Source organism: Neobacillus sp. DY30, from assembly GCF_030123065.1.
In the GTDB taxonomy this organism is placed as follows: Bacteria; Bacillota; Bacilli; order Bacillales; family Cytobacillaceae; genus Neobacillus.
In genome coordinates, this window is record NZ_CP126093.1 from 133,197 (window position 1) to 154,353 (window position 21,157).

The 21,157-nt window shown below is 39.5% G+C and carries 20 protein-coding genes and 2 other annotated features; all 20 genes read left to right on the plus strand.

Features of this window, described 5'->3' with window-relative positions:
- Positions 1-167: 167 nt before the first annotated feature.
- The 20 genes from QNH29_RS00660 (at position 168) to rpoC (ending at position 21,082) form a co-directional block, all read left to right on the plus strand.
- Positions 168-1,253, plus strand: a complete 1,086-nt coding sequence (locus QNH29_RS00660; protein ID WP_283863008.1) for a PIN/TRAM domain-containing protein — start codon at positions 168-170, stop codon at positions 1,251-1,253.
- Between the two features lie 42 nt (positions 1,254-1,295).
- Positions 1,296-1,985, plus strand: coding sequence for a 2-C-methyl-D-erythritol 4-phosphate cytidylyltransferase (ispD, locus tag QNH29_RS00665; protein ID WP_283863009.1), 690 nt, complete (start codon positions 1,296-1,298; stop codon positions 1,983-1,985).
- Positions 1,986-1,987: 2 nt separating this feature from the next.
- A complete protein-coding gene (ispF, locus tag QNH29_RS00670) occupies positions 1,988-2,470 on the plus strand; it encodes a 2-C-methyl-D-erythritol 2,4-cyclodiphosphate synthase (protein WP_283863010.1) in 483 nt (160 codons plus the stop codon).
- A gap of 199 nt (positions 2,471-2,669) precedes the next feature.
- Entirely contained in the window at positions 2,670-4,127 is a 1,458-nt protein-coding gene (gltX, locus tag QNH29_RS00675; protein ID WP_283863011.1) for a glutamate--tRNA ligase, read from the plus strand.
- Positions 4,128-4,173: 46 nt separating this feature from the next.
- Positions 4,174-4,417, plus strand: a binding site (T-box leader).
- Between the two features lie 92 nt (positions 4,418-4,509).
- Positions 4,510-5,178, plus strand: coding sequence for a serine O-acetyltransferase (gene cysE, locus QNH29_RS00680; protein WP_283863012.1), 669 nt, complete (start codon positions 4,510-4,512; stop codon positions 5,176-5,178).
- On the plus strand, positions 5,159-6,556 hold the full coding sequence (gene cysS / locus QNH29_RS00685; protein ID WP_283863013.1) for a cysteine--tRNA ligase: 1,398 nt from the start codon (positions 5,159-5,161) through the stop codon (positions 6,554-6,556). The genes cysE and cysS overlap by 20 nt, the downstream gene beginning before the upstream one ends.
- Positions 6,557-6,559: 3 nt before the next feature.
- The gene (locus tag QNH29_RS00690; protein ID WP_283863014.1) at positions 6,560-6,994 is read left to right on the plus strand and encodes a Mini-ribonuclease 3; all 435 of its coding nucleotides are present in this window, start codon (positions 6,560-6,562) and stop codon (positions 6,992-6,994) included.
- Positions 6,981-7,730 carry a 23S rRNA (guanosine(2251)-2'-O)-methyltransferase RlmB gene (rlmB, locus tag QNH29_RS00695; protein ID WP_283863015.1) on the plus strand — a complete coding sequence of 250 codons (750 nt, stop codon included), beginning with the start codon at positions 6,981-6,983 and terminating at the stop codon, positions 7,728-7,730. Before QNH29_RS00690 ends, rlmB begins: the two co-directional genes overlap by 14 nt.
- A 2-nt stretch (positions 7,731-7,732) precedes the next feature.
- Entirely contained in the window at positions 7,733-8,242 is a 510-nt protein-coding gene (locus QNH29_RS00700) for an NYN domain-containing protein (protein ID WP_283863016.1), read from the plus strand.
- 116 nt (positions 8,243-8,358) lie between these two features.
- Positions 8,359-8,964 carry an RNA polymerase sporulation sigma factor SigH gene (sigH, locus tag QNH29_RS00705; protein WP_052106397.1) on the plus strand — a complete coding sequence of 202 codons (606 nt, stop codon included), beginning with the start codon at positions 8,359-8,361 and terminating at the stop codon, positions 8,962-8,964.
- Between the two features lie 107 nt (positions 8,965-9,071).
- Entirely contained in the window at positions 9,072-9,218 is a 147-nt protein-coding gene (gene rpmG / locus QNH29_RS00710) for a 50S ribosomal protein L33 (protein WP_179603667.1), read from the plus strand.
- Positions 9,219-9,267: 49 nt separating this feature from the next.
- Positions 9,268-9,450, plus strand: a complete 183-nt coding sequence (gene secE / locus QNH29_RS00715; RefSeq protein WP_283863017.1) for a preprotein translocase subunit SecE — start codon at positions 9,268-9,270, stop codon at positions 9,448-9,450.
- A 138-nt stretch (positions 9,451-9,588) separates the two neighbouring features.
- Positions 9,589-10,122 (plus strand): transcription termination/antitermination protein NusG, encoded by a 534-nt coding sequence (nusG, locus tag QNH29_RS00720; protein ID WP_283863018.1) that lies wholly within the window; start codon positions 9,589-9,591, stop codon positions 10,120-10,122.
- A gap of 194 nt (positions 10,123-10,316) precedes the next feature.
- On the plus strand, positions 10,317-10,742 hold the full coding sequence (gene rplK, locus QNH29_RS00725; protein WP_192654866.1) for a 50S ribosomal protein L11: 426 nt from the start codon (positions 10,317-10,319) through the stop codon (positions 10,740-10,742).
- A gap of 111 nt (positions 10,743-10,853) precedes the next feature.
- Complete coding sequence (gene rplA / locus QNH29_RS00730) at positions 10,854-11,552, plus strand: 50S ribosomal protein L1 (RefSeq protein WP_283863019.1); 699 nt, start codon at positions 10,854-10,856, stop codon at positions 11,550-11,552.
- A gap of 53 nt (positions 11,553-11,605) precedes the next feature.
- Positions 11,606-11,750, plus strand: a sequence feature (ribosomal protein L10 leader region).
- A 33-nt stretch (positions 11,751-11,783) separates the two neighbouring features.
- The gene (gene rplJ / locus QNH29_RS00735; RefSeq protein WP_283865505.1) at positions 11,784-12,284 is read left to right on the plus strand and encodes a 50S ribosomal protein L10; all 501 of its coding nucleotides are present in this window, start codon (positions 11,784-11,786) and stop codon (positions 12,282-12,284) included.
- A 55-nt stretch (positions 12,285-12,339) separates the two neighbouring features.
- Positions 12,340-12,702, plus strand: coding sequence for a 50S ribosomal protein L7/L12 (gene rplL, locus QNH29_RS00740; RefSeq protein ID WP_283863020.1), 363 nt, complete (start codon positions 12,340-12,342; stop codon positions 12,700-12,702).
- 99 nt (positions 12,703-12,801) lie between these two features.
- Complete coding sequence (locus tag QNH29_RS00745; protein WP_283863021.1) at positions 12,802-13,401, plus strand: class I SAM-dependent methyltransferase; 600 nt, start codon at positions 12,802-12,804, stop codon at positions 13,399-13,401.
- Positions 13,402-13,661: 260 nt separating this feature from the next.
- Positions 13,662-17,222, plus strand: coding sequence for a DNA-directed RNA polymerase subunit beta (rpoB, locus tag QNH29_RS00750; protein ID WP_283863022.1), 3,561 nt, complete (start codon positions 13,662-13,664; stop codon positions 17,220-17,222).
- A gap of 260 nt (positions 17,223-17,482) precedes the next feature.
- Entirely contained in the window at positions 17,483-21,082 is a 3,600-nt protein-coding gene (rpoC, locus tag QNH29_RS00755; protein WP_283863023.1) for a DNA-directed RNA polymerase subunit beta', read from the plus strand.
- Positions 21,083-21,157: the final 75 nt, after the last annotated feature.

Here is a 21,157-nt window from a genome sequence, read left to right on the forward strand (position 1 = left end):
TTTGTTTGACAGAGTTTTTTTCCAGTGCTACCCTATGAAGTGAAAAATATATTTTACTATTAAAAGTTAACTTTCATGTTTTAAAATTCGTACTTTGACTAAAATAATCATTAATCGAAGGTTTCATTTTAGGGAATATGTTTATAATGAGTAGAGGAGGTGAAGGAATGTTAAAACGTATTGTTCAAGCATGCTTTCTTATAACGGGAGGTACGCTTGGAATATTATTAATCCCACAATTGTTAAAAGTAATTAATTTCAATGACATTCCGATAATCAGTAACTCATATGCAGCGGCTATTATAGGTGCAATTATTTTTTATCTTATTACTTTTTGGGCAGTAGATTATGTACTAGAGTTTATTAAATGGGCGGAAGACTCGCTGGTGAAAATCCCGGTAACAGACGTGATTTTTGGCAGTTTAGGGTTAATTTTTGGGTTATTAGTGGCCTTTTTAATCGGTTTTGCTCTAAATGCAGTTCAAGTACCTATTCTTAATGCTGTCGCTCCTATTTTGCTGACGTTATTATTTGGATACCTTGGCTTTCAGGTTGGATTTAAGAAAAGAGATGAGCTGCTTAATCTTTTTGGAAATCGAGGAAAGAAGAAATCCGGAGAAGAGGACACTGAAAAGCCAGAGGGAAAATCATTAAAGATTCTCGATACAAGTGTAATTATTGATGGCCGTGTCGCGGATATATGTCAAACAGGTTTTCTAGATGGAACCATTGTAATTCCCCGCTTTGTACTAGAGGAATTACAGCATATTGCTGATTCTTCTGATGTCCTGAAGCGAAACCGCGGGAGACGGGGCTTGGATATACTAAATCGTATTCAAAAGGAATTAGCGATAAAAGTAGAGATTTATGAAGGCGATTTTGATGAAATACAAGAAGTAGACAGCAAGCTTGTGAAACTAGCGAAGATTACAAATGGAATGCTTGTTACGAACGATTTTAATCTTAATAAAGTATGCGAATTACAGAACGTTTCTGTATTAAATATTAATGATTTAGCCAATGCCGTAAAACCAGTGGTGCTTCCTGGGGAAGAGCTTTCTGTACAGGTAATCAAGGATGGTAAAGAATATCATCAAGGTGTAGCCTATCTTGATGATGGAACGATGATTGTGGTTGAAGAGGGAAGAGAATATATAGGAAAAAGAATCGATGTTCTCGTAACGAGTGTTCTTCAAACCTCAGCTGGTAGGATGATTTTTGCAAAACCGAAACTACTGGAAAAGGCACTATAGGAAGCAAACCAATAGACAGAAAGAATAGAATGGAGTTTTGATATGGCTTATCAAGTCATTATTCCGGCCGCTGGTCAAGGGAAGAGGATGGGGGCAGGGAAAAACAAGCTTTTGTTAGAAGTAAATAATGTACCTGTATTAATCCATACCTTAAAGGTCTTCGATGAAGATGAGTTATGTGAAGGAATTATTTTAGCAGTTAACCCGCTGGATACAGAGGAAATTAAAATTCTGTTAAATAAGTATAAGGTGAAGAAGGTGTTAAATTTAGTTCCTGGTGGAAAAGAACGTCAGGAGAGCATTTATAATGCATTGAAAACCGTAAAGAACGATGGAATTATTCTTGTTCATGATGCTGCTCGCCCTTTTATTCTTAAGGAACATATCCACCGATTACTTGAAACAGCACAAGAAACAGGTGCAGCTATTATTGGAGTGCCAGCAAAGGATACCATGAAAACGGTACGTAATCACGTGGTAATGGCAACTGTCGAAAGATCCAGCTTGTGGGCCGTTCAGACCCCACAAGCTTTTCGTTTTTCCCTCTTGTATAGGGCTTATGAACAAGCAGAGAGGGAACAGTTTATCGGTACGGATGATTCCAGTTTGGTAGAAAGAATTTCTCATCCAGTCACAATGGTGGAAGGTGATTATGATAACATTAAGCTAACTACCATAGAGGATTTATTTTTTGCACAGGCAATTCTAAAGAAAAGACAAGGGAGTTTTTAAAAATGTTTCGTATTGGACAAGGCTTTGATGTGCACCAATTAACCGAGGGCAGACCGCTTATCATTGGCGGCATTACAATTCCCTATGAAAAAGGACTGCTGGGCCATTCCGATGCAGATGTATTATTACATACTATCTCGGATGCTTGTCTTGGGGCGATTGGTGAAGGGGATATTGGCAAGCACTTTCCAGACACAGATCCAAACTATAAGGATGCAGATTCTGCTAAGCTTATGGAGCATGTATGGCAGCTCGTCAAGGACAGAGGGTATGAACTTGTTAATGCAGATTGTACAATTATTGCACAAAAGCCAAAAATGGCACCCTATATACAGCCGATGAAGGAGAGAATCGCTGAACTACTTAATGCTTCTCCTGAACAAATCAATGTAAAGGCAACGACAACAGAGCAGTTAGGCTTTACAGGCCGCGGTGAAGGAATTGCCTCACAAGCTGTCGTTTTGTTAAAAAAGGTTAACATATAGTCTTTATTGCTGAAATCTAGAATGGTAAAATAAATCAGATATAATTTTTAAACTTAGAGAATTGTCTAGCTCCAGCGCCTAGGGGCTCGGGGTCATAAGCCAATCCGTCAAGAAGGTTAAAGAACAACCTTCTCGCCGGCTCGTCTAGACTCACGCCCCTGGGCAAGGCGCTTCCGCTTTTCTAATAGGAGGCATAATAATGTCAAATGAAGTTCGTGTAAGGTATGCTCCAAGTCCAACTGGACATTTACATATTGGAAATGCCCGTACTGCATTATTTAATTATTTGTTCGCACGCAGTCAAGGCGGCAAATTTATTATCCGTATTGAAGATACCGATAAAAAACGGAATATTGCCGGCGGGGAAGAGAGTCAATTAAAGTACCTTAAATGGTTAGGAATGGATTGGGACGAAAGTGTGGATGTCGGGGGCGAATATGGACCTTACCGTCAGTCAGAAAGAAATGATTTTTATCAAATTTACTACAATCAATTACTAGAAAATGGGCATGCCTATAAATGCTACTGTACAGAGGCAGAAATTGAAGCAGAGCGCGAAGAACAGACAGAGAGAGGAGAAACTCCTCATTATTCTGGGAAGTGCCGCCATTTAACAGCTGAAGAACGTGCAAAATTGGAAAGTGAAGGACGCGAGCCGAGCATTAGGATCGTTGTACCGGAAAAAAAGACCTATGCTTTTGATGACATGGTAAAAGGGACAGTATCCTTTGAATCTGAAGGAATGGGCGATTGGGTCATCATCAAGAAGGATGGAACACCTACTTATAATTTTGCGGTAACCGTTGATGACTATCTAATGAAAATTTCGCATGTACTTCGAGGAGACGACCATATCTCCAACACTCCAAAGCAGCTAATGGTTTATGAAGCGTTAGGCTGGGAACCGCCGATTTTTGGCCATATGACACTAATTGTGAACGAAAGTAGAAAGAAACTAAGTAAACGAGATGAATCAATTATTCAATTCATCGAACAATATGAAGAATTAGGCTATCTGCCTGAGGCTCTGTTTAACTTTATTACGTTACTTGGATGGTCTCCAGCAGGGGAAGAGGAAATTTACTCTAAAGAGGAATTTATTAAAATTTTCGATGCTAATCGCTTATCGAAGTCACCTGCATTATTTGATACGAATAAGCTTACATGGATGAATAACCAGTATATGAAAAAAGTTGAAGCTGACCGAGTTCTAGAGGTTTCTATGCCGCATCTAGTAAAGGCTGGACGTTTAAATGAGAACATCACCGATGAAGAACTACAATGGGTGAAAAGTTTGGTTTCACTTTTACAAGAAAAGATGAGCTATGGGGCAGAGATTGTTGAACTTTCTGATCTGTTTTTTAAAGATGAAGCGGAGTATGAAGAAGAAGCAAAGGAAGTATTGTCAGGGGAGACAGTTCCTCAAGTACTAAACGCGTTTGCTGAGGAGCTTGAGAAGTTAGAAAACTTTAAAGCAGATGAAATCAAGGCGGCGATGAAGGCTGTTCAAAAATCTACCGGTCAAAAGGGGAAAAATCTGTTTATGCCAATTCGTGCTGCTGTTTCAGGTCAAACCCATGGTCCTGATTTACCTCAAGCAATTGAGCTTTTAGGAAAAAGGAAGGTTTTAAACAGAATTCAAAAAATTATTGGTTAACATCCGCTTAAAAATGTAATATAGTATAAGAAATAAACTTCCATATGAAAAAGTGTAGATGAGGAAAAGTAAAATATGACGCTTTAAAGAGAAGACCATCACCGGCTGAAAGTGGTCTAAGCCTCTCATGTTTGAAAATGCACCTCTGAGTCCCATATTGAAAAGATGTAATTCTGTGTAAATTTGGGCGGAACCTTTCCGTTAACAGGTAGAGTGAGATCATGATAAGCTTTAAGCTGTAAGCTTATGCGGTCTAATCAGAGTGGAACCACGCCAAACGCGTCTCTGTCGTAATGACAGGGGCGTTTTTTATTTATTAGAGAAGACAAGGGGAGTATTTAAAAAACAAAAGCTTCATTACATTTAAGGGGGAAATGAGAAAATGTTCAAAAGAATGAGGGAGGATATTGAGGTAGTTTTTGAACAAGATCCTGCAGCAAGAAGTTACTTAGAAGTTATCCTGACATATTCAGGCTTACATGCTATTTGGGCACACCGAATTGCACATGCATTTTTCAAAAGGAAGTTTTATTTTCTTGCACGGGTCATTTCTCAAATAAGTCGCTTTTTCACAGGTATTGAAATCCATCCAGGTGCAAAAATAGGCAGGAGATTATTTATTGATCACGGTATGGGGGTAGTTATTGGAGAAACCTGTGAAATTGGTGATAATGTAACGGTATTTCAGGGTGTGACACTTGGTGGAACGGGGAAAGAGAAAGGGAAACGCCATCCAACCATTAAGGATAATGCGTTAATTGCAACAGGTGCAAAGGTGCTGGGATCCATAACCATTGGTGAAAATTCAAAAATTGGTGCAGGATCTGTCGTTTTAAAAGAAGTACCGCCGAATTCCACGGTTGTTGGGGTTCCGGGAAGGGTAGTTATTCAAGATGGTAAACGAATCGGCAAAGATTTAGATCATTGTAATCTTCCAGACCCGATTGCAGACAGGATTATAGACTTGCAAGTTGAACTAACGGAATTAAGACAAGAGTTAATTGAATTGAAGAAAGAAAGGAATAAAGTGAATGACCATACAACTGTATAATACACTAACCCGTAAGAAAGAAGTATTTGTCCCGCTTGAAGAAGGAAAAGTAAAAATGTATGTTTGCGGTCCGACTGTCTATAATTATATTCACATTGGTAATGCCCGCCCGGCTATAGTATTTGATACGGTTCGCCGTTATTTTGAATATCGCGGCTATAACATACAGTATGTATCTAATTTTACTGATGTGGATGATAAGTTGATTCGTGCGGCTAATCAGCTTGGGGAAGATGTTCCTACGATAGCTGAGCGATTTATCAATGCATATTATGAAGATGTTTCTGCTTTGGGGTGCAAAAAGGCAGATATCCATCCACGAGTAATGGACAATATGGATATAATTATTGAATTTATTAGTAAGCTTATTGAAAAAGGCTTTGCCTATGAATCTGAAGGTGATGTTTACTACCGGACAAGAAAGTTTGAAGATTACGGCAAGCTCTCCCATCAATCAATTGATGACCTTCAGGTTGGTGCCCGAATTGAAATTGGTGAAAAGAAACAAGATGATTTAGACTTTGCGTTATGGAAAGCGGCCAAAGAAGGGGAAATATACTGGGATAGTCCTTGGGGTATTGGACGTCCTGGCTGGCATATTGAGTGCTCGGCAATGGCAAAAAAATACCTAGGAGAAACAATCGATATTCATGCGGGCGGCCAAGATTTAACGTTTCCGCACCATGAAAATGAAATCGCCCAATCAGAAGCACTTAGTGGAAAAACATTTGCCCGATATTGGATGCATAATGGGTATATTAATATTGATAATGAAAAAATGTCTAAATCGCTCGGAAACTTTGTTCTTGTACATGACATTATTAAAAAGCATAATCCCCAAGTATTGCGGTTTTTTATGTTATCTGTTCATTACCGGAATCCGATTAATTACAGTGAAGAGTTGTTAGAAAGTACAAAGGCAGCGTTTGAACGCCTAACCACCTCTTATCAAAATTTACAACACCGCAAAGAATCAAGTACAGACCTAACAAACAATAATCAGGAATGGCTAGACAAGATAAATGCATTACAGGATGAGTTTATAAAAGCGATGGACGATGACTTCAACACAGCAAAAGCAATTTCTGTTTTGTTTGATCTTTCAAAGCTGGCAAATTACTACCTTTTAGAAAAAAACACGGCGGTAGAAGTCATTAATAAATTCACCGCACAATTTAATGAGTTATTTAATGTCCTCGGTCTAACCATAGAAACGGCAGAAATGCTAGATGAAGAAATAGACGCATTAATTGAAAAAAGAATTCAGGCTCGAAAAGACCGAAATTTCCAGCTATCCGATCAAATAAGAGATCAATTAAAGGAAATGAATATTATTTTAGAAGATACGCCGCAAGGTACGAGATGGAAAAGAGGCTAATTCATGCTTGATTATCACGAAAAAGTAAATGCCAATCAATTGAATAGTCTTGCCTTAGCTTATATGGGTGACGCTGTCTATGAGACTTATGTCAGACGTCACCTCCTGCAAAGCGGGAAGGTAAAACCCAATCAGCTGCATCGCGAAGGAACAACCTATGTTTCTGCAAAGGCGCAATGCCAAGTACTATTTCGGATGATGGATGAAAACCTTCTGTCAGAAGAAGAGCTGGCGGTAGTCAAGCGTGGGAGAAATGCCAAATCAGGCACTGTTCCTAAAAACACAGATGTCCAAACCTATCATTATAGCACCGCATTTGAAGCATTAGTGGGTTTTTTGTATTTATCAGAGAAAACAGAACGATTAGAAGAACTTATCGTAAAGTCCTTTGAGTTTGTAGAGGATAGAAAGGAGGAACAAGCGAGTGAACGAAAATAAGGACTATATCATTGGAAAAAATCCTGTAATGGAGGCACTAAGATCAGAAAGGGATATTAATAAGATTTTGATTGCCGAGTCCTCACAGCGTGGTCAAATGCAGCAGCTAATTCAATTAGCAAAAGAGGCCAACGTGATTGTTCAATTTGTCCCAAAGAAAAAAATTGACCAGATTACTGATGAAAACCATCAAGGTGTGCTTGCTTATGTAGCTGCGTATCAGTATGCAGAAATGGACGACCTATTTGCAGCGGCAGAAAAGAAAAGTGAATCTCCTTTCTTTTTGTTATTAGATGAAATTGAGGATCCTCATAATCTAGGTTCCATTATGAGAACGGCTGACGCAGTAGGGGCTCACGGAATTATTATTCCAAAAAGGAGAGCGGTTGGATTAACGGCAACCGTTGCAAAGGCTTCAACAGGTGCAATTGAGCATATCCCGGTTGTCCGTGTAACCAATATGGCACGGACGATAGATGAATTAAAAGAGCGCGGTATTTGGATAGCTGGAACTGACGCAAGTGGAAAGCAGGATTATCGCCAATTTGATGGAACGCTGCCACTTGGTCTTGTCATTGGAAGCGAAGGAAAAGGGATGGGGCGTCTTGTTAGAGATAAATGTGACTTCCTTATCAACCTGCCGATGGCTGGAAAGGTAACATCATTAAATGCATCTGTGGCAGCCGCGTTATTAATGTATGAGGTATACCGCAGGCGGCATCCTCTAGAGGGATAGAAATGGATATTTTGCTTGTCGATGGATATAACATAATCGGAGCATGGCCTGAATTGAGAGTATTGAGGGACCATGATTTGCCGGCCGCTCGGGACCGATTGATAGAAAGGATGGCAGAATACCAGGCTTTTACAGGCTACCGTGTCATTATTGTATTTGATGCCTACTTTGTTCAAGGAACTGAAAAGAAATATAAGAATCATAAAGTAGAGGTAATTTTTACAAAAGAAAACGAGACAGCAGATGAGCGAATTGAAAAGCTGGCGATTTCTTTAAACAATCGTAGAACTCAAATACATGTGGCTACTTCCGATTATACGGAGCAATGGGCGATTTTTGGACAAGGCGCTCTAAGAAAGTCTGCCCGGGAATTGCTTATAGAGATGTCCTCGATAGAAAAAGGAATTGAAAAAAAGGTAAAAAAAATTCAAGAAAAAAGACCAGTCTCAAAAATACCGATTAGCACCGAAGTGGCAGAAATTTTTGAAAAGTGGCGCAGAGGACAAAAGTAAGCGTTGACGTTCAAAAGTTACGGGCAGTATAATAATACTATCTATGCTTGTTCGGTGGAGGGGGATCTTAATTGGGTACAGACTTCGGGGAAAAAAGCAACGAGCTATTTTTTTCAATGGAAGACGAGGAAATTGTTGATCTAGTGCACCAAGGGAATAGTGAGGCACTTGATTATTTAATTCACAAATATCGTAATTTTGTACGTGCAAAGGCAAGATCCTACTTCCTAATCGGTGCAGATAAGGAAGATATAGTCCAAGAAGGAATGATTGGGCTATATAAGGCAATTCGTGATTTCCGTGAAGACAAGCTTACATCTTTTAAAGCGTTTGCAGAGTTATGTATAACGCGACAAATTATTACTGCAATCAAAACAGCAACACGGCAAAAGCATATACCGTTAAATTCCTATGTATCGTTGGACAAGCCTATATATGATGAAGAGTCGGACCGTACCCTAATGGACGTCCTATCTGGTGCTAAGGTTCTTGACCCAGAAGAATTGATTATTAATCAAGAAGAATTTGATCACATCGAAGTTAAAATGACCGAATTATTAAGTGACCTAGAACGAAAGGTTTTGGCACTATATCTCGATGGACAATCCTATCAGGAAATATCTGAAGAGCTGAACCGTCATGTTAAATCCATTGATAACGCCCTTCAGCGTGTGAAAAGAAAGTTAGAGCGTTATTTAGAAATTAGAGAATTTAGTCTTTAATGTGGAAACGACATTGTATGAATCCGCTCACACAGGCTGTTGACAATAATTAGGGTGCATGTTACATTTTTAAAGATATATTAGATGGATGATGAAGGTGTTTAAAGATGAGTAAAAAGATTATTCTAGCATGTGCAGAATGTGGTTCACGTAATTATTCGACTCATGCAAATCAGTTGCAATCAGAACGCTTGGAATTAAAAAAATATTGCAAAACATGCGCCTCCCATACAATCCACAAAGAAACAAAATAAGTTTAATCTATACTAGCAATGTTATTCCGATAGTTGGAGGGTTATAGATATGCAACGCTTAAAGACATTCTTCAGTGACATTTTCCGTGAAATGAGAAAAGTTAGTTGGCCTAAACGGAAAGAACTAACACGATATACCATTACAGTTTTCTCAACAGTTGCTTTCTTTTCATTGTTTTTTGCTGTCCTAGATTTAGGAATTTCAAAATTGATTCGTCTTATTCTTGAATAATAAAAGGTATTTCATGGTATAATGGTGAATAATACAGGAAATTTTATGTAAAGCCCGTTTAACGGGTTTTTTCATTTGTCTAAAAAGTTATATATTATGATAAAAGAACGGGGAGGGATGGACGTTTAGTCCTCTTGAATGGAAAAGAATTGGTATGTATTACATACTTACTCAGGTTATGAGAATAAAGTAAAAGCAAACTTAGAAAAACGCGTTGAATCTATGGGTATGACGGATAAAATTTTCCGTGTAGTTGTCCCTGAAGAAGAAGAAACAGAGCTGAAAAACGGCAAAAAGAAAGTAGTTAAAAAGAAAGTATTCCCTGGTTATGTACTGGTTGAAATCGTCATGACAGATGACTCATGGTATGTGGTTCGTAATACACCTGGCGTAACTGGATTTGTTGGTTCTGCCGGAGCAGGATCTAAACCAACTCCGCTTCTGCCTGAAGAAGTTGTCGGCATCCTAAAACGTATGGGTGTGGATGAGAAACGCATCGACGTTAACTATGAAATTGGTGAAACGGTTCGTGTTAAAGAAGGTCCATTTACGAACTTCACAGGAACCGTTGAAGAGATGGATAAAGACAAGTCCAAACTTAAAGTTCTTGTTAACATGTTTGGTCGTGACACCCCGGTTGAACTAGAATTTACACAGATTGAAAAGCTTTAATTTAAAGAAATATGAATAGTAATTTTAAAAAAACTTGAAATCATTTTTAAAAAGTGGTAATATTTCATAGGTCAGTATGTCTCTTATGAGACAAAGACTTTTGCTAAGATCTTTATCTTTATATAAAGACAGATACCTGAGTGGGAGGGTAAAAACCCTATTACCACATCACGGACTTTAAGGAGGTGTGTCTCGTGGCTAAAAAAGTAATTAAAGTTGTTAAATTACAAATCCCTGCTGGTAAAGCGAATCCTGCACCGCCAGTTGGTCCTGCACTAGGTCAAGCCGGTGTTAATATCATGGGATTCTGTAAAGAATTTAACGCTCGTACAGCAGATCAAGCTGGATTGATTATCCCTGTTGAAATTACGGTATTTGAAGACCGTTCATTTACATTTATTACGAAAACTCCTCCTGCTGCAGTTCTTTTGAAAGTAGCAGCTGGAATTCAGTCTGGTTCTGGCCAGCCTAACCGTAATAAGGTAGCAACAGTTAAGCGTAATACAGTACGCGAGATTGCGGAACAGAAAATGCCTGACCTAAACGCAGCAAGCGTTGAAGCAGCAATGCGCATGGTTGAAGGTACTGCACGCAGCATGGGTATCGTTATCGAAGACTAATCCATGTAAACTGTTTTTGTAATGAAGGGGGTTGCGTTACTTACGCAACCTTTATTCGTGGGAGTTAGTTATTAGAACAACGTTAAAACCACAATCTAGGAGGAAATAAAAATGGCTAAAAAAGGCAAGAAGTATTTAGAAGCTGCTAAGCTTGTGGATAACACAAAAGCTTACCCAGTTGCTGAAGCAATTGAACTTGCGAAGCAAACAAACTACGCTAAATTTGATGCAACTCTTGAAGTAGCATTCCGTTTAGGTGTAGACCCTAAGAAAGCTGACCAACAAATTCGTGGTGCAGTAGTACTTCCGAATGGAACTGGTAAGACTCAACGCGTTTTAGTATTCGCTAAGGGTGAAAAAGTGAAAGAAGCAGAAGCCGCTGGTGCAGACTATGTTGGCGATGCAGAATACATCAACAAAATCCAACAAGGTTGGTTTGAATTTGATGTAATCGTAGCTACTCCTGACATGATGGGTGAAGTTGGTAAACTTGGTCGTACATTAGGACCAAAAGGTTTAATGCCAAACCCTAAAACTGGTACTGTAACTTTCGATGTAACAAGAGCTATTAATGAAATTAAAGCAGGTAAAGTTGAATACCGTGTTGATAAAGCTGGAAACATCCACGTTCCAATCGGTAAATCATCTTTCGAAAACGAAAAACTTGTTGAGAACTTCAACACTGTATTCGAAACAATGTTAAAAGTTAAGCCTGCAGCTGCAAAGGGAACATATATGAAGAACGTAACTGTTACTTCAACAATGGGACCTGGTGTGAAGGTTGATCCTTCAACTGCTTCAGCTAAGTAATTTTTTACCAATTGACAAATATAGATACATTTTATATAATCTATTTTGTTGTTAAAATATAAACATTTGTACTGAAGACAGCAGGTGCGTTTACGCTTAATTTCCTGCCGAGGTAATGCGATAGAATTGGCTGAAATCTTCGGCTATTGTATGCACCTCCATGTCTGACTCTTGATATGGAGGTTTTACTTTGCCTGGTATAAATGTAGAGAATCTACAGGAGGTGTAAAGATGAGCAGCGCAATCGAACAAAAGGTTCAAATCGTTGATGAAATCACAGCTAAGTTAAAAGCTAGTGTTTCAACAATCGTAGTTGACTACCGTGGGCTAACTGTTGCTGAAGTAACTGAACTTCGTAAGCAACTTCGTGAAGCTGGTATCGACTTCAAAGTTTACAAAAACTCTATGGCTCGTCGTGCGGCTGATGCAGCTGAACTTTCAGGGTTAAACGCAGCATTAACTGGTCCGAACGCTATTGCGTTCAGCACAGAAGATGTAGTAGCACCTGCAAAAATTCTTAACGACTTTGCTAAAAAGCACGATGCACTTGAAATTAAAGCTGGTGTAATCGAAGGTAACGTAGCAACAGTTGAAGAGGTTAAAGCACTTGCAGAACTACCATCTCGCGAAGGCTTGCTTTCTATGCTACTCAGCGTACTACAAGCTCCAATCCGCAACCTTGCTCTTGCTACAAAAGCAGTTGCAGAACAAAAAGAAGAACAAGGCGCGTAAGCTAAAACTTATCGCTTAACAAATAACGGAACGAAAACTAAGGAGGAAAATTAAAATGACTAAAGAACAAATCATTGAAGCAGTTAAATCTATGACTGTTTTAGAACTTAACGATCTAGTAAAAGCAATCGAAGAAGAATTCGGCGTAACTGCTGCTGCTCCTGTAGCAATGGTTGGCGGCGCTGCTGGTGCTGCTGTTGAAGAGCAAACTGAATTTGATGTAATCCTAGCTAGCGCTGGCGATCAAAAAATCAAAGTTATCAAAGTTGTTCGTGAAATCACAGGTCTTGGTCTTAAAGAAGCAAAAGATCTTGTTGACAACACTCCAAAGCCAGTTAAAGAAGGCGTATCTAAAGAAGAAGCTGAAGAACTTAAAGCTAAACTTGCTGAAGTTGGAGCTAACGTTGAAGTTAAGTAATAACCTTATAGAAAAGCTCGCTGTATAAGCGGGCTTTTTTTCGATAGATTTTTTTCCTCGAATAACCTCATTAATGACACTCCCCAGGAGGTGAGTTTATTGTCTGAACATTACTATTCTCGCACCCAAAAAGTCGAAAGTGATCCGAAATTTTGGGATTTTACCTTAAGGAATCAGATATTTCGATTTAAAACGGATAATGGAGTATTTTCAAAAAAGGAAGTTGATTTTGGATCGCGTTTACTAATAGAAGCTTTTGAAGTACCAAGTGTAGATGGACCTGTTCTAGATGTAGGCTGCGGGTATGGTCCGATTGGTCTTTCAATAGCAAAAATTTATCCGGATCGCATTGTACATATGATTGATGTAAATGAACGGGCGATAGAGTTGGCAAAGGCTAACGCTGGGCAAAATGCGGTACAAAATGTTGAAATATATGAAAGTGACACTTTAATCAGTGTAAAGGAATTTGGTTTTGCGGCTATTTTAACAAACCCGCCTATTAGAGCAGGTAAAAAGACAGTCCATGATATTTTTGAACAAAGTTATGAGCATTTAGTCACCGGTGGTGAGCTTTGGGTAGTGATTCAAAAGAAGCAAGGTGCACCATCTGCTATTGAAAAATTAAAAGACTTATATACTACAGTTGTAACTATTGACAAGTCTAAAGGTTATTTTATTATTAAGGCTATAAAATAGTTGACTTGAATTTGTCAAGTGTGTTAGCATTATAAAATGCCATCATAATATTTTCCGAATTATTCCTGAAAATACTTATTTTATTAGTATAAAACATGACTAAGACGGAAAAGATGACAAAATAATAGTCAAAATGTGAAAATGTGGTTTTTAAGAAATAAAAACCCTTTTTCTTTTTTTGTCTGATGGAGGATAGTTTATCCTTACAAAAGACCAAAATATATGTTTTATAAAAACGCTTGATTTGAGGGGTGAATCAGTTGACAGGTCAACTAGTTCAGTATGGACGACACCGCCAACGAAGAAGTTACGCACGAATCAGTGAAGTTTTAGAATTACCAAATCTTATTGAAATCCAAACCTCTTCATATCAATGGTTTCTTGATGAGGGATTGCGTGAAATGTTCCAGGATATTTCACCGATTGAAGACTTTACTGGTAACCTATCACTAGAATTTATTGATTACAGCCTTGGCGAACCTAAGTATTCTGTTGCGGAATCGAAAGAACGGGATGTTACATATTCTGCACCATTGCGTGTGAAAGTACGTCTTGTAAACAAAGAAACAGGCGAAGTAAAAGATCAAGATGTTTTTATGGGTGATTTTCCACTCATGACAGAAACAGGTACGTTTGTCATTAACGGGGCAGAACGTGTTATCGTTTCTCAGTTAGTGCGTTCTCCGAGCGTATATTTTAGTGGAAAACTTGATAAAAACGGAAAAAAAGGATTTACGGCAACAGTAATTCCGAACCGCGGCGCTTGGCTCGAATATGAAACTGACGCCAAAGATGTCGTATATGTGAGGATAGATCGTACTCGGAAACTGCCCGTTACGGTTCTTTTGCGTGCACTTGGCTTCGGATCCGATCAAGAAATCATTGAATTGATTGGAGACAATGAGTACATTCGAAATACTCTCGAAAAGGATAACACTGAGGGAGTGGAAAAAGCGCTTCTAGAAATCTACGAGCGTCTTCGCCCGGGTGAACCTCCGACTGTAGAAAACGCAAAGAGTTTATTGGTATCAAGATTCTTTGATCCAAAGAGATATGATTTAGCCAATGTAGGCCGTTATAAGATTAATAAGAAGCTTCATATTAAAAATCGTTTATTTAACCAGCGTTTGGCTGAATCCCTAGTTGATCCAGAGACAGGTGAAATTATTGCAGAAAAAGGTACGGTTCTGGACCGTAGAAACCTTGATCGGATTATCCCTGCTCTCGAAAAAGATATTAACTTCAAGGGCTTTAATCCTGTTGGCGGTGTAGTAGAGGATGAGATTATTCTTCAGGGTATTAAAATCTACGCACCTAATGACGATGGTGAAAAAGTAATTAATGTGTTGGGCAATGCATATGTTGCTGAACCAATTAAAAATATTACACCTGCTGACATTATTGCATCGATTAGTTATTTCTTTAACTTATTGCATGGTGTTGGCGATACAGACGATATTGATCATTTAGGTAATCGACGCCTTCGTTCTGTTGGAGAATTGCTGCAAAATCAATTCCGTATTGGATTATCACGTATGGAACGTGTGGTTCGTGAAAGAATGTCGATCCAAGATACAGCTACTATTACACCACAGCAGTTAATTAACATTCGTCCAGTTATTGCATCGATAAAAGAGTTCTTCGGAAGCTCCCAGTTATCGCAATTCATGGATCAGACGAACCCACTTGCGGAATTAACGCATAAGCGTCGTTTATCTGCATTAGGACCTGGTGGATTAACACGTGAACGTGCTGGATTTGAAGTGCGTGACGTTCACTACTCTCACTATGGCCGTATGTGTCCGATTGAAACGCCAGAGGGACCAAACATTGGTTTGATTAACTCACTTTCATCATTTGCAAAGGTAAATCGTTTCGGTTTCATTGAAACTCCATATCGTCGAATTGATCCTGATACTGGTAAGGTTACAGGCCGAATCGATTACTTAACAGCAGATGAAGAGGATAACTATGTTGTAGCACAGGCGAACTCTCGTCTTGGTGATGATGGTGCATTCATTGATGAGGACGTTGTTGCTCGTTTCCGTGGTGAAAACACGGTTGTAAAACGCGATCGAATCGATTACATGGATGTATCTCCGAAGCAGGTAGTATCTGCGGCGACAGCATGTATTCCTTTCTTAGAGAATGATGACTCGAACCGTGCCCTGATGGGAGCGAACATGCAGCGTCAAGCCGTGCCGCTCTTGCAGCCAGAAGCACCAAGAGTAGGAACTGGTATGGAATACGTTTCCGGTAAAGACTCCGGAGCTGCTGTTATCTGTAAGCATGAAGGAATTGTTGAGCATGTTGAGGCGCGCGAGGTTTGGGTACGTCGTATTAATACAGTCGATGGTCAAGAAGTTAAAGGTGACCTTGATAAATATAAAATGTTGAAATTCATCCGTTCTAATCAGGGAACCTGTTATAACCAACGACCAATTGTTGCTGTGGGTGACCACGTAACAAAAGGTGAAATTTTAGCAGACGGTCCTTCTATGGAACTTGGAGAACTAGCTCTAGGCCGTAACGTTTTAGTTGCCTTCGTAAACTGGGATGGCTACAACTATGAAGATGCGATCATTATGAGCGAACGTCTTGTAAAAGATGATGTTTATACTTCTATTCATATTGAAGAATATGAGTCAGAATCTCGTGATACAAAGCTTGGACCAGAGGAAATTACACGTGACATTCCGAATGTTGGGGAAGATGCCCTTCGTAATTTAGATGAGCGTGGAATTATCCGTACTGGTGCTGAAGTAAAAGATGGTGACTTACTTGTTGGTAAAGTAACTCCTAAAGGTGTTACAGAACTTACTGCAGAAGAACGGCTTTTACATGCAATCTTCGGAGAAAAAGCACGTGAAGTCCGTGATACTTCTCTAAGAGTTCCACATGGCGGCGGCGGTATTGTCCTTGATGTCAAAGTCTTTAACCGTGAAGACGGCGATGAACTGCCACCAGGTGTAAATCAACTTGTACGTGTTTATATTGTTCAGAAGCGTAAGATTCATGAAGGGGATAAAATGGCAGGACGCCATGGTAATAAAGGGGTTATCTCTCGTATATTACCAGAGGAAGATATGCCGTATTTACCAGATGGTACTCCTGTTGATATTATGTTGAATCCGTTAGGGGTTCCTTCTCGTATGAACATCGGTCAGGTGCTGGAGCTTCATTTAGGTATGGCTGCTAGAGCACTAGGAATTCATGTTGCCTCACCAGTATTTGATGGTGCACGTGAAGAAGATGTTTGGGGAACAATTGAAGAAGCTGGAATGGCTAATGACGCAAAAACAGTTTTATATGATGGACGTACAGGTGAACCGTTTGATAACCGTGTTTCTGTCGGCGTCATGTATATGATCAAACTTGCTCACATGGTTGATGATAAGCTTCATGCTCGTTCAACTGGACCATACTCACTCGTTACACAGCAGCCACTTGGCGGTAAAGCACAATTTGGCGGTCAGCGTTTTGGTGAGATGGAGGTTTGGGCACTTGAAGCATATGGTGCCGCGTACACACTACAAGAAATTCTGACAGTTAAATCAGATGACGTTGTGGGTCGTGTGAAAACATATGAAGCCATCGTAAAAGGTGAAAATGTACCGGAACCAGGTGTTCCTGAATCATTCAAAGTATTAATTAAAGAACTTCAGAGTCTTGGTATGGATGTGAAAATCCTTTCAGGCGATGAAAAAGAAATAGAAATGCGTGATATGGAAGATGACGATGACCTGCAGCAAGTAGATACATTAAATATCGTTCCAGAAACAGAAGCATTTGAATCTGAGAAGGTTGGTTCCAAGGAATAAGAGACTTAGCTGAGGCACCAATGTGTGCTTCAGCTAAGGTTGATTTTGTAAATATTGTTGTTAAAATCTTAAAGCCGATTTTAACGTGGAAATAGCAATTTCGTGCATTAGAATTTAGTATGTAGGCTCTTTTCTTATTAAATTTTTCCTGTTTTCTGTGGAAGCATAGCACAATCATTAAATTCTGCTCTAAAAAGCAGAAAAGTTTAAGAAAAGAGCCTTAGCTAATGATTGTCTAGATAGAAAGGGAGGTAGGCCCCTTGCTGGATGTTAATAATTTTGAGTATATGAAGATTGGTCTGGCATCACCAGATAAAATCCGTTCTTGGTCTTTTGGAGAAGTAAAAAAGCCAGAAACCATTAACTATCGTACATTGAAGCCTGAAAAGGATGGTTTATTCTGTGAGAGAATCTTTGGTCCAACAAAGGACTGGGAATGTCATTGCGGTAAATATAAACGTGTCCGTTACAAAGGTGTTGTATGTGACCGATGCGGTGTTGAAGTAACACGAGCAAAGGTTCGTCGTGAACGTATGGGGCATATTGAGCTAGCAGCTCCAGTTTCTCATATTTGGTATTTTAAAGGCATCCCTAGCCGGATGGGACTAGTTTTAGATATGTCTCCAAGGGCATTAGAAGAAATTATTTACTTTGCTTCTTATGTTGTAACCGAATCAGGAGATACAGCTCTTGATAAGAAACAACTTTTATCAGAAAAAGAATATCGTGCATACCGTGAAAAGTACGGAAATAAATTCCAAGCAGCAATGGGTGCCGAAGCGATTAAAAAGCTTCTTTCTGATATCGATTTAAATAAAGAGGTTGACGCATTAAAAGAAGAATTAAAATCAGCTCAAGGCCAGCGCCGTACTCGTGCAATTAAGCGCCTTGAAGTGTTGGAAGCATTCCGTAATTCTGGTAATGAACCATCATGGATGATTCTTGATGTTCTTCCTGTTATTCCTCCTGAACTTCGTCCGATGGTACAGTTGGATGGAGGAAGATTCGCTACTTCTGACCTGAACGATTTATACCGCCGAGTAATTAATCGTAATAATCGTCTAAAGCGTTTGTTGGATCTTGGTGCTCCAAGTATTATCGTTCAAAACGAAAAGCGTATGCTTCAAGAAGCAGTAGACGCATTAATAGATAATGGCCGTCGCGGCCGTCCGGTTACAGGACCAGGTAACCGTCCATTAAAGTCGCTTTCCCATATGTTAAAAGGGAAGCAAGGGCGTTTCCGCCAAAACTTACTTGGTAAACGTGTTGACTATTCAGGTCGTTCGGTTATCGTTGTTGGTCCGAATTTAAAAATGTACCAATGTGGACTTCCGAAAGAAATGGCACTTGAGTTATTTAAGCCATTCGTTATGAAAGAACTAGTAGAAAAAGGATTAGCCCATAACATCAAATCTGCAAAACGTAAGATTGAAAGAGTATCTCCTGAGGTATGGGATGTACTTGAAGATGTTATTCGTGAGCACCCGGTTTTATTAAACCGTGCCCCAACTCTTCATAGACTTGGAATTCAGGCGTTTGAACCTACACTTGTTGAAGGAAGAGCGATCCGCCTTCACCCGCTAGTATGTACTGCATACAATGCGGACTTTGATGGTGACCAAATGGCTGTTCACGTTCCACTTTCGTCTGAGGCACAAGCTGAAGCAAGACTATTAATGCTCGCAGCTCAAAATATCTTGAACCCTAAAGATGGTAAGCCAGTTGTTACACCTTCTCAGGATATGGTATTAGGGAACTACTACTTAACTCTTGAAAGAGAAGGCACCGTTGGAGAGGGTATGATTTTCAAAGATACAAATGAGGCATTAGTTGCTTATCAAAATGGCTATGTTCATCTGCACACCCGTGTTGCTGTCCATGCTGGTTCACTAGGAAATGAAACCTTAACGGAAGAACAAAACAATAAGTTGCTGATCACTACTGTTGGTAAACTTATTTTTAATGAAATTCTTCCAAAGTCTTTCCCGTATATCAATGAACCGACTAGACAAAACTTAGAGGTTGAAACACCAGCAAAGTACTTTGTTGAAAAAGGTGAAGATGTTAAAGCTAGAATTAAGGAAATGCCTATAGTAGATCCGTTCAAAAAGAAAATCCTTGGTAATATCATTGCTGAAGTATTTAAACGATTTAAAATTACTGAAACGTCTAAAATGCTAGACCGTATGAAAGACTTAGGATTTAAATATTCTACAAAAGCAGGTATTACTGTCGGTGTAGCTGATATCGTGGTATTACCAGAAAAGCAAGAAATCCTAAGTGAGGCTCAAGGTAAAGTTGATAACGTTATGAAGCAATTCCGTCGAGGTTTGATTACTGAAGACGAGCGTTATGATCGTGTTATTGCTATTTGGAGTGCTGCGAAGGATACGATTCAAGGAAAGCTAATGAAATCTTTGAATAAAACGAATCCTATTTTCATGATGAGTGATTCCGGTGCCCGGGGTAACGCATCGAACTTTACACAGTTAGCAGGTATGCGTGGATTGATGGCCAACCCGGCTGGACGTATTATCGAATTACCAATTAAGTCAAGTTTCCGTGAAGGTCTAACAGTATTAGAGTACTTTATCTCTACACACGGTGCGCGTAAAGGTCTTGCCGATACAGCACTTAAAACTGCTGACTCAGGTTACTTAACACGTCGTCTTGTTGACGTTGCACAAGATGTAATTGTCCGTGAAGATGATTGTGGAACAGACCGTGGTTTGTTAATCCGTTCATTAAAAGATGGTACGGAGGTAATCGAAGGATTAGATGAACGTTTAATTGGCCGTTATGCACGTAACGCAATTAGACATCCTGAAACAAAAGAAGTATTAGTTCCTGAAAATGGACTTATCACGGAGGATCTAGCTGAAACGATTGTTGGTGCTGGAATCGAAGAAGTGAAAATTCGCTCTGCCTTTACATGTAATACCCGTCATGGCGTATGTAAGAAGTGCTATGGCCGTAACTTGGCTACAGGACAAGAAGTTGAAGTTGGGGAAGCAGTTGGTATTATTGCTGCCCAATCAATTGGTGAACCTGGTACACAGTTAACGATGCGTACATTCCATACAGGCGGGGTAGCAGGAGACGATATCACTCAAGGTTTACCGCGTATTCAAGAAATCTTTGAAGCTCGTAATCCTAAAGGTCAAGCAGTCATTTCTGAAATTGATGGTGTGGTTGTTGGTATTAATGAAGGTCGTGATCGTCAGCATGAAATCATTGTCCAAGGTGAGATTGAATCACGTACTTATAATGCTCCATATACAGCCCGCTTGAAAGTAGCCGTTAATGATCAGATTGAACGCGGTCAGGAATTAACTGAAGGTTCTATTGACCCTAAAGAGTTAATTAAAGTAAAAGATGTTAATGCTGTTCAAGAGTACTTGCTGCGTGAAGTTCAAAAGGTTTACCGTATGCAAGGGGTTGAAATTGGCGATAAGCACGTAGAAGTAATGGTTCGTCAGATGATGCGTAAGGTTCGTGTAAGTGATGCAGGTGAAACAGATGTACTTCCTGGTACATTATTAGATATTCACCAATTCACAGATGCAAACGAAAAAGCTTTGTTAGCAGGTAAGCTGCCAGCTACTGGACGTCCGGTATTACTTGGTATTACAAAAGCGTCACTTGAAACCGACTCATTCCTTTCTGCTGCATCCTTCCAAGAAACAACAAGAGTTCTTACTGATGCTGCAATCAAAGGAAAACGTGATGAATTACTCGGCTTAAAAGAAAATGTTATCATCGGTAAGCTAGTTCCAGCAGGAACAGGTATGCAGCGATATCGCAAGGCAGAGCCTGTTTTGAGGGATACAACCTCCGAAGAAACAGTTGCCATTGATTAAAAGTTAAAATAGTGCGGTACCCGCTCACAAAGCGAGTACCGCATTTTAAAGAATAAGCCATTATAAAAAAGTTGA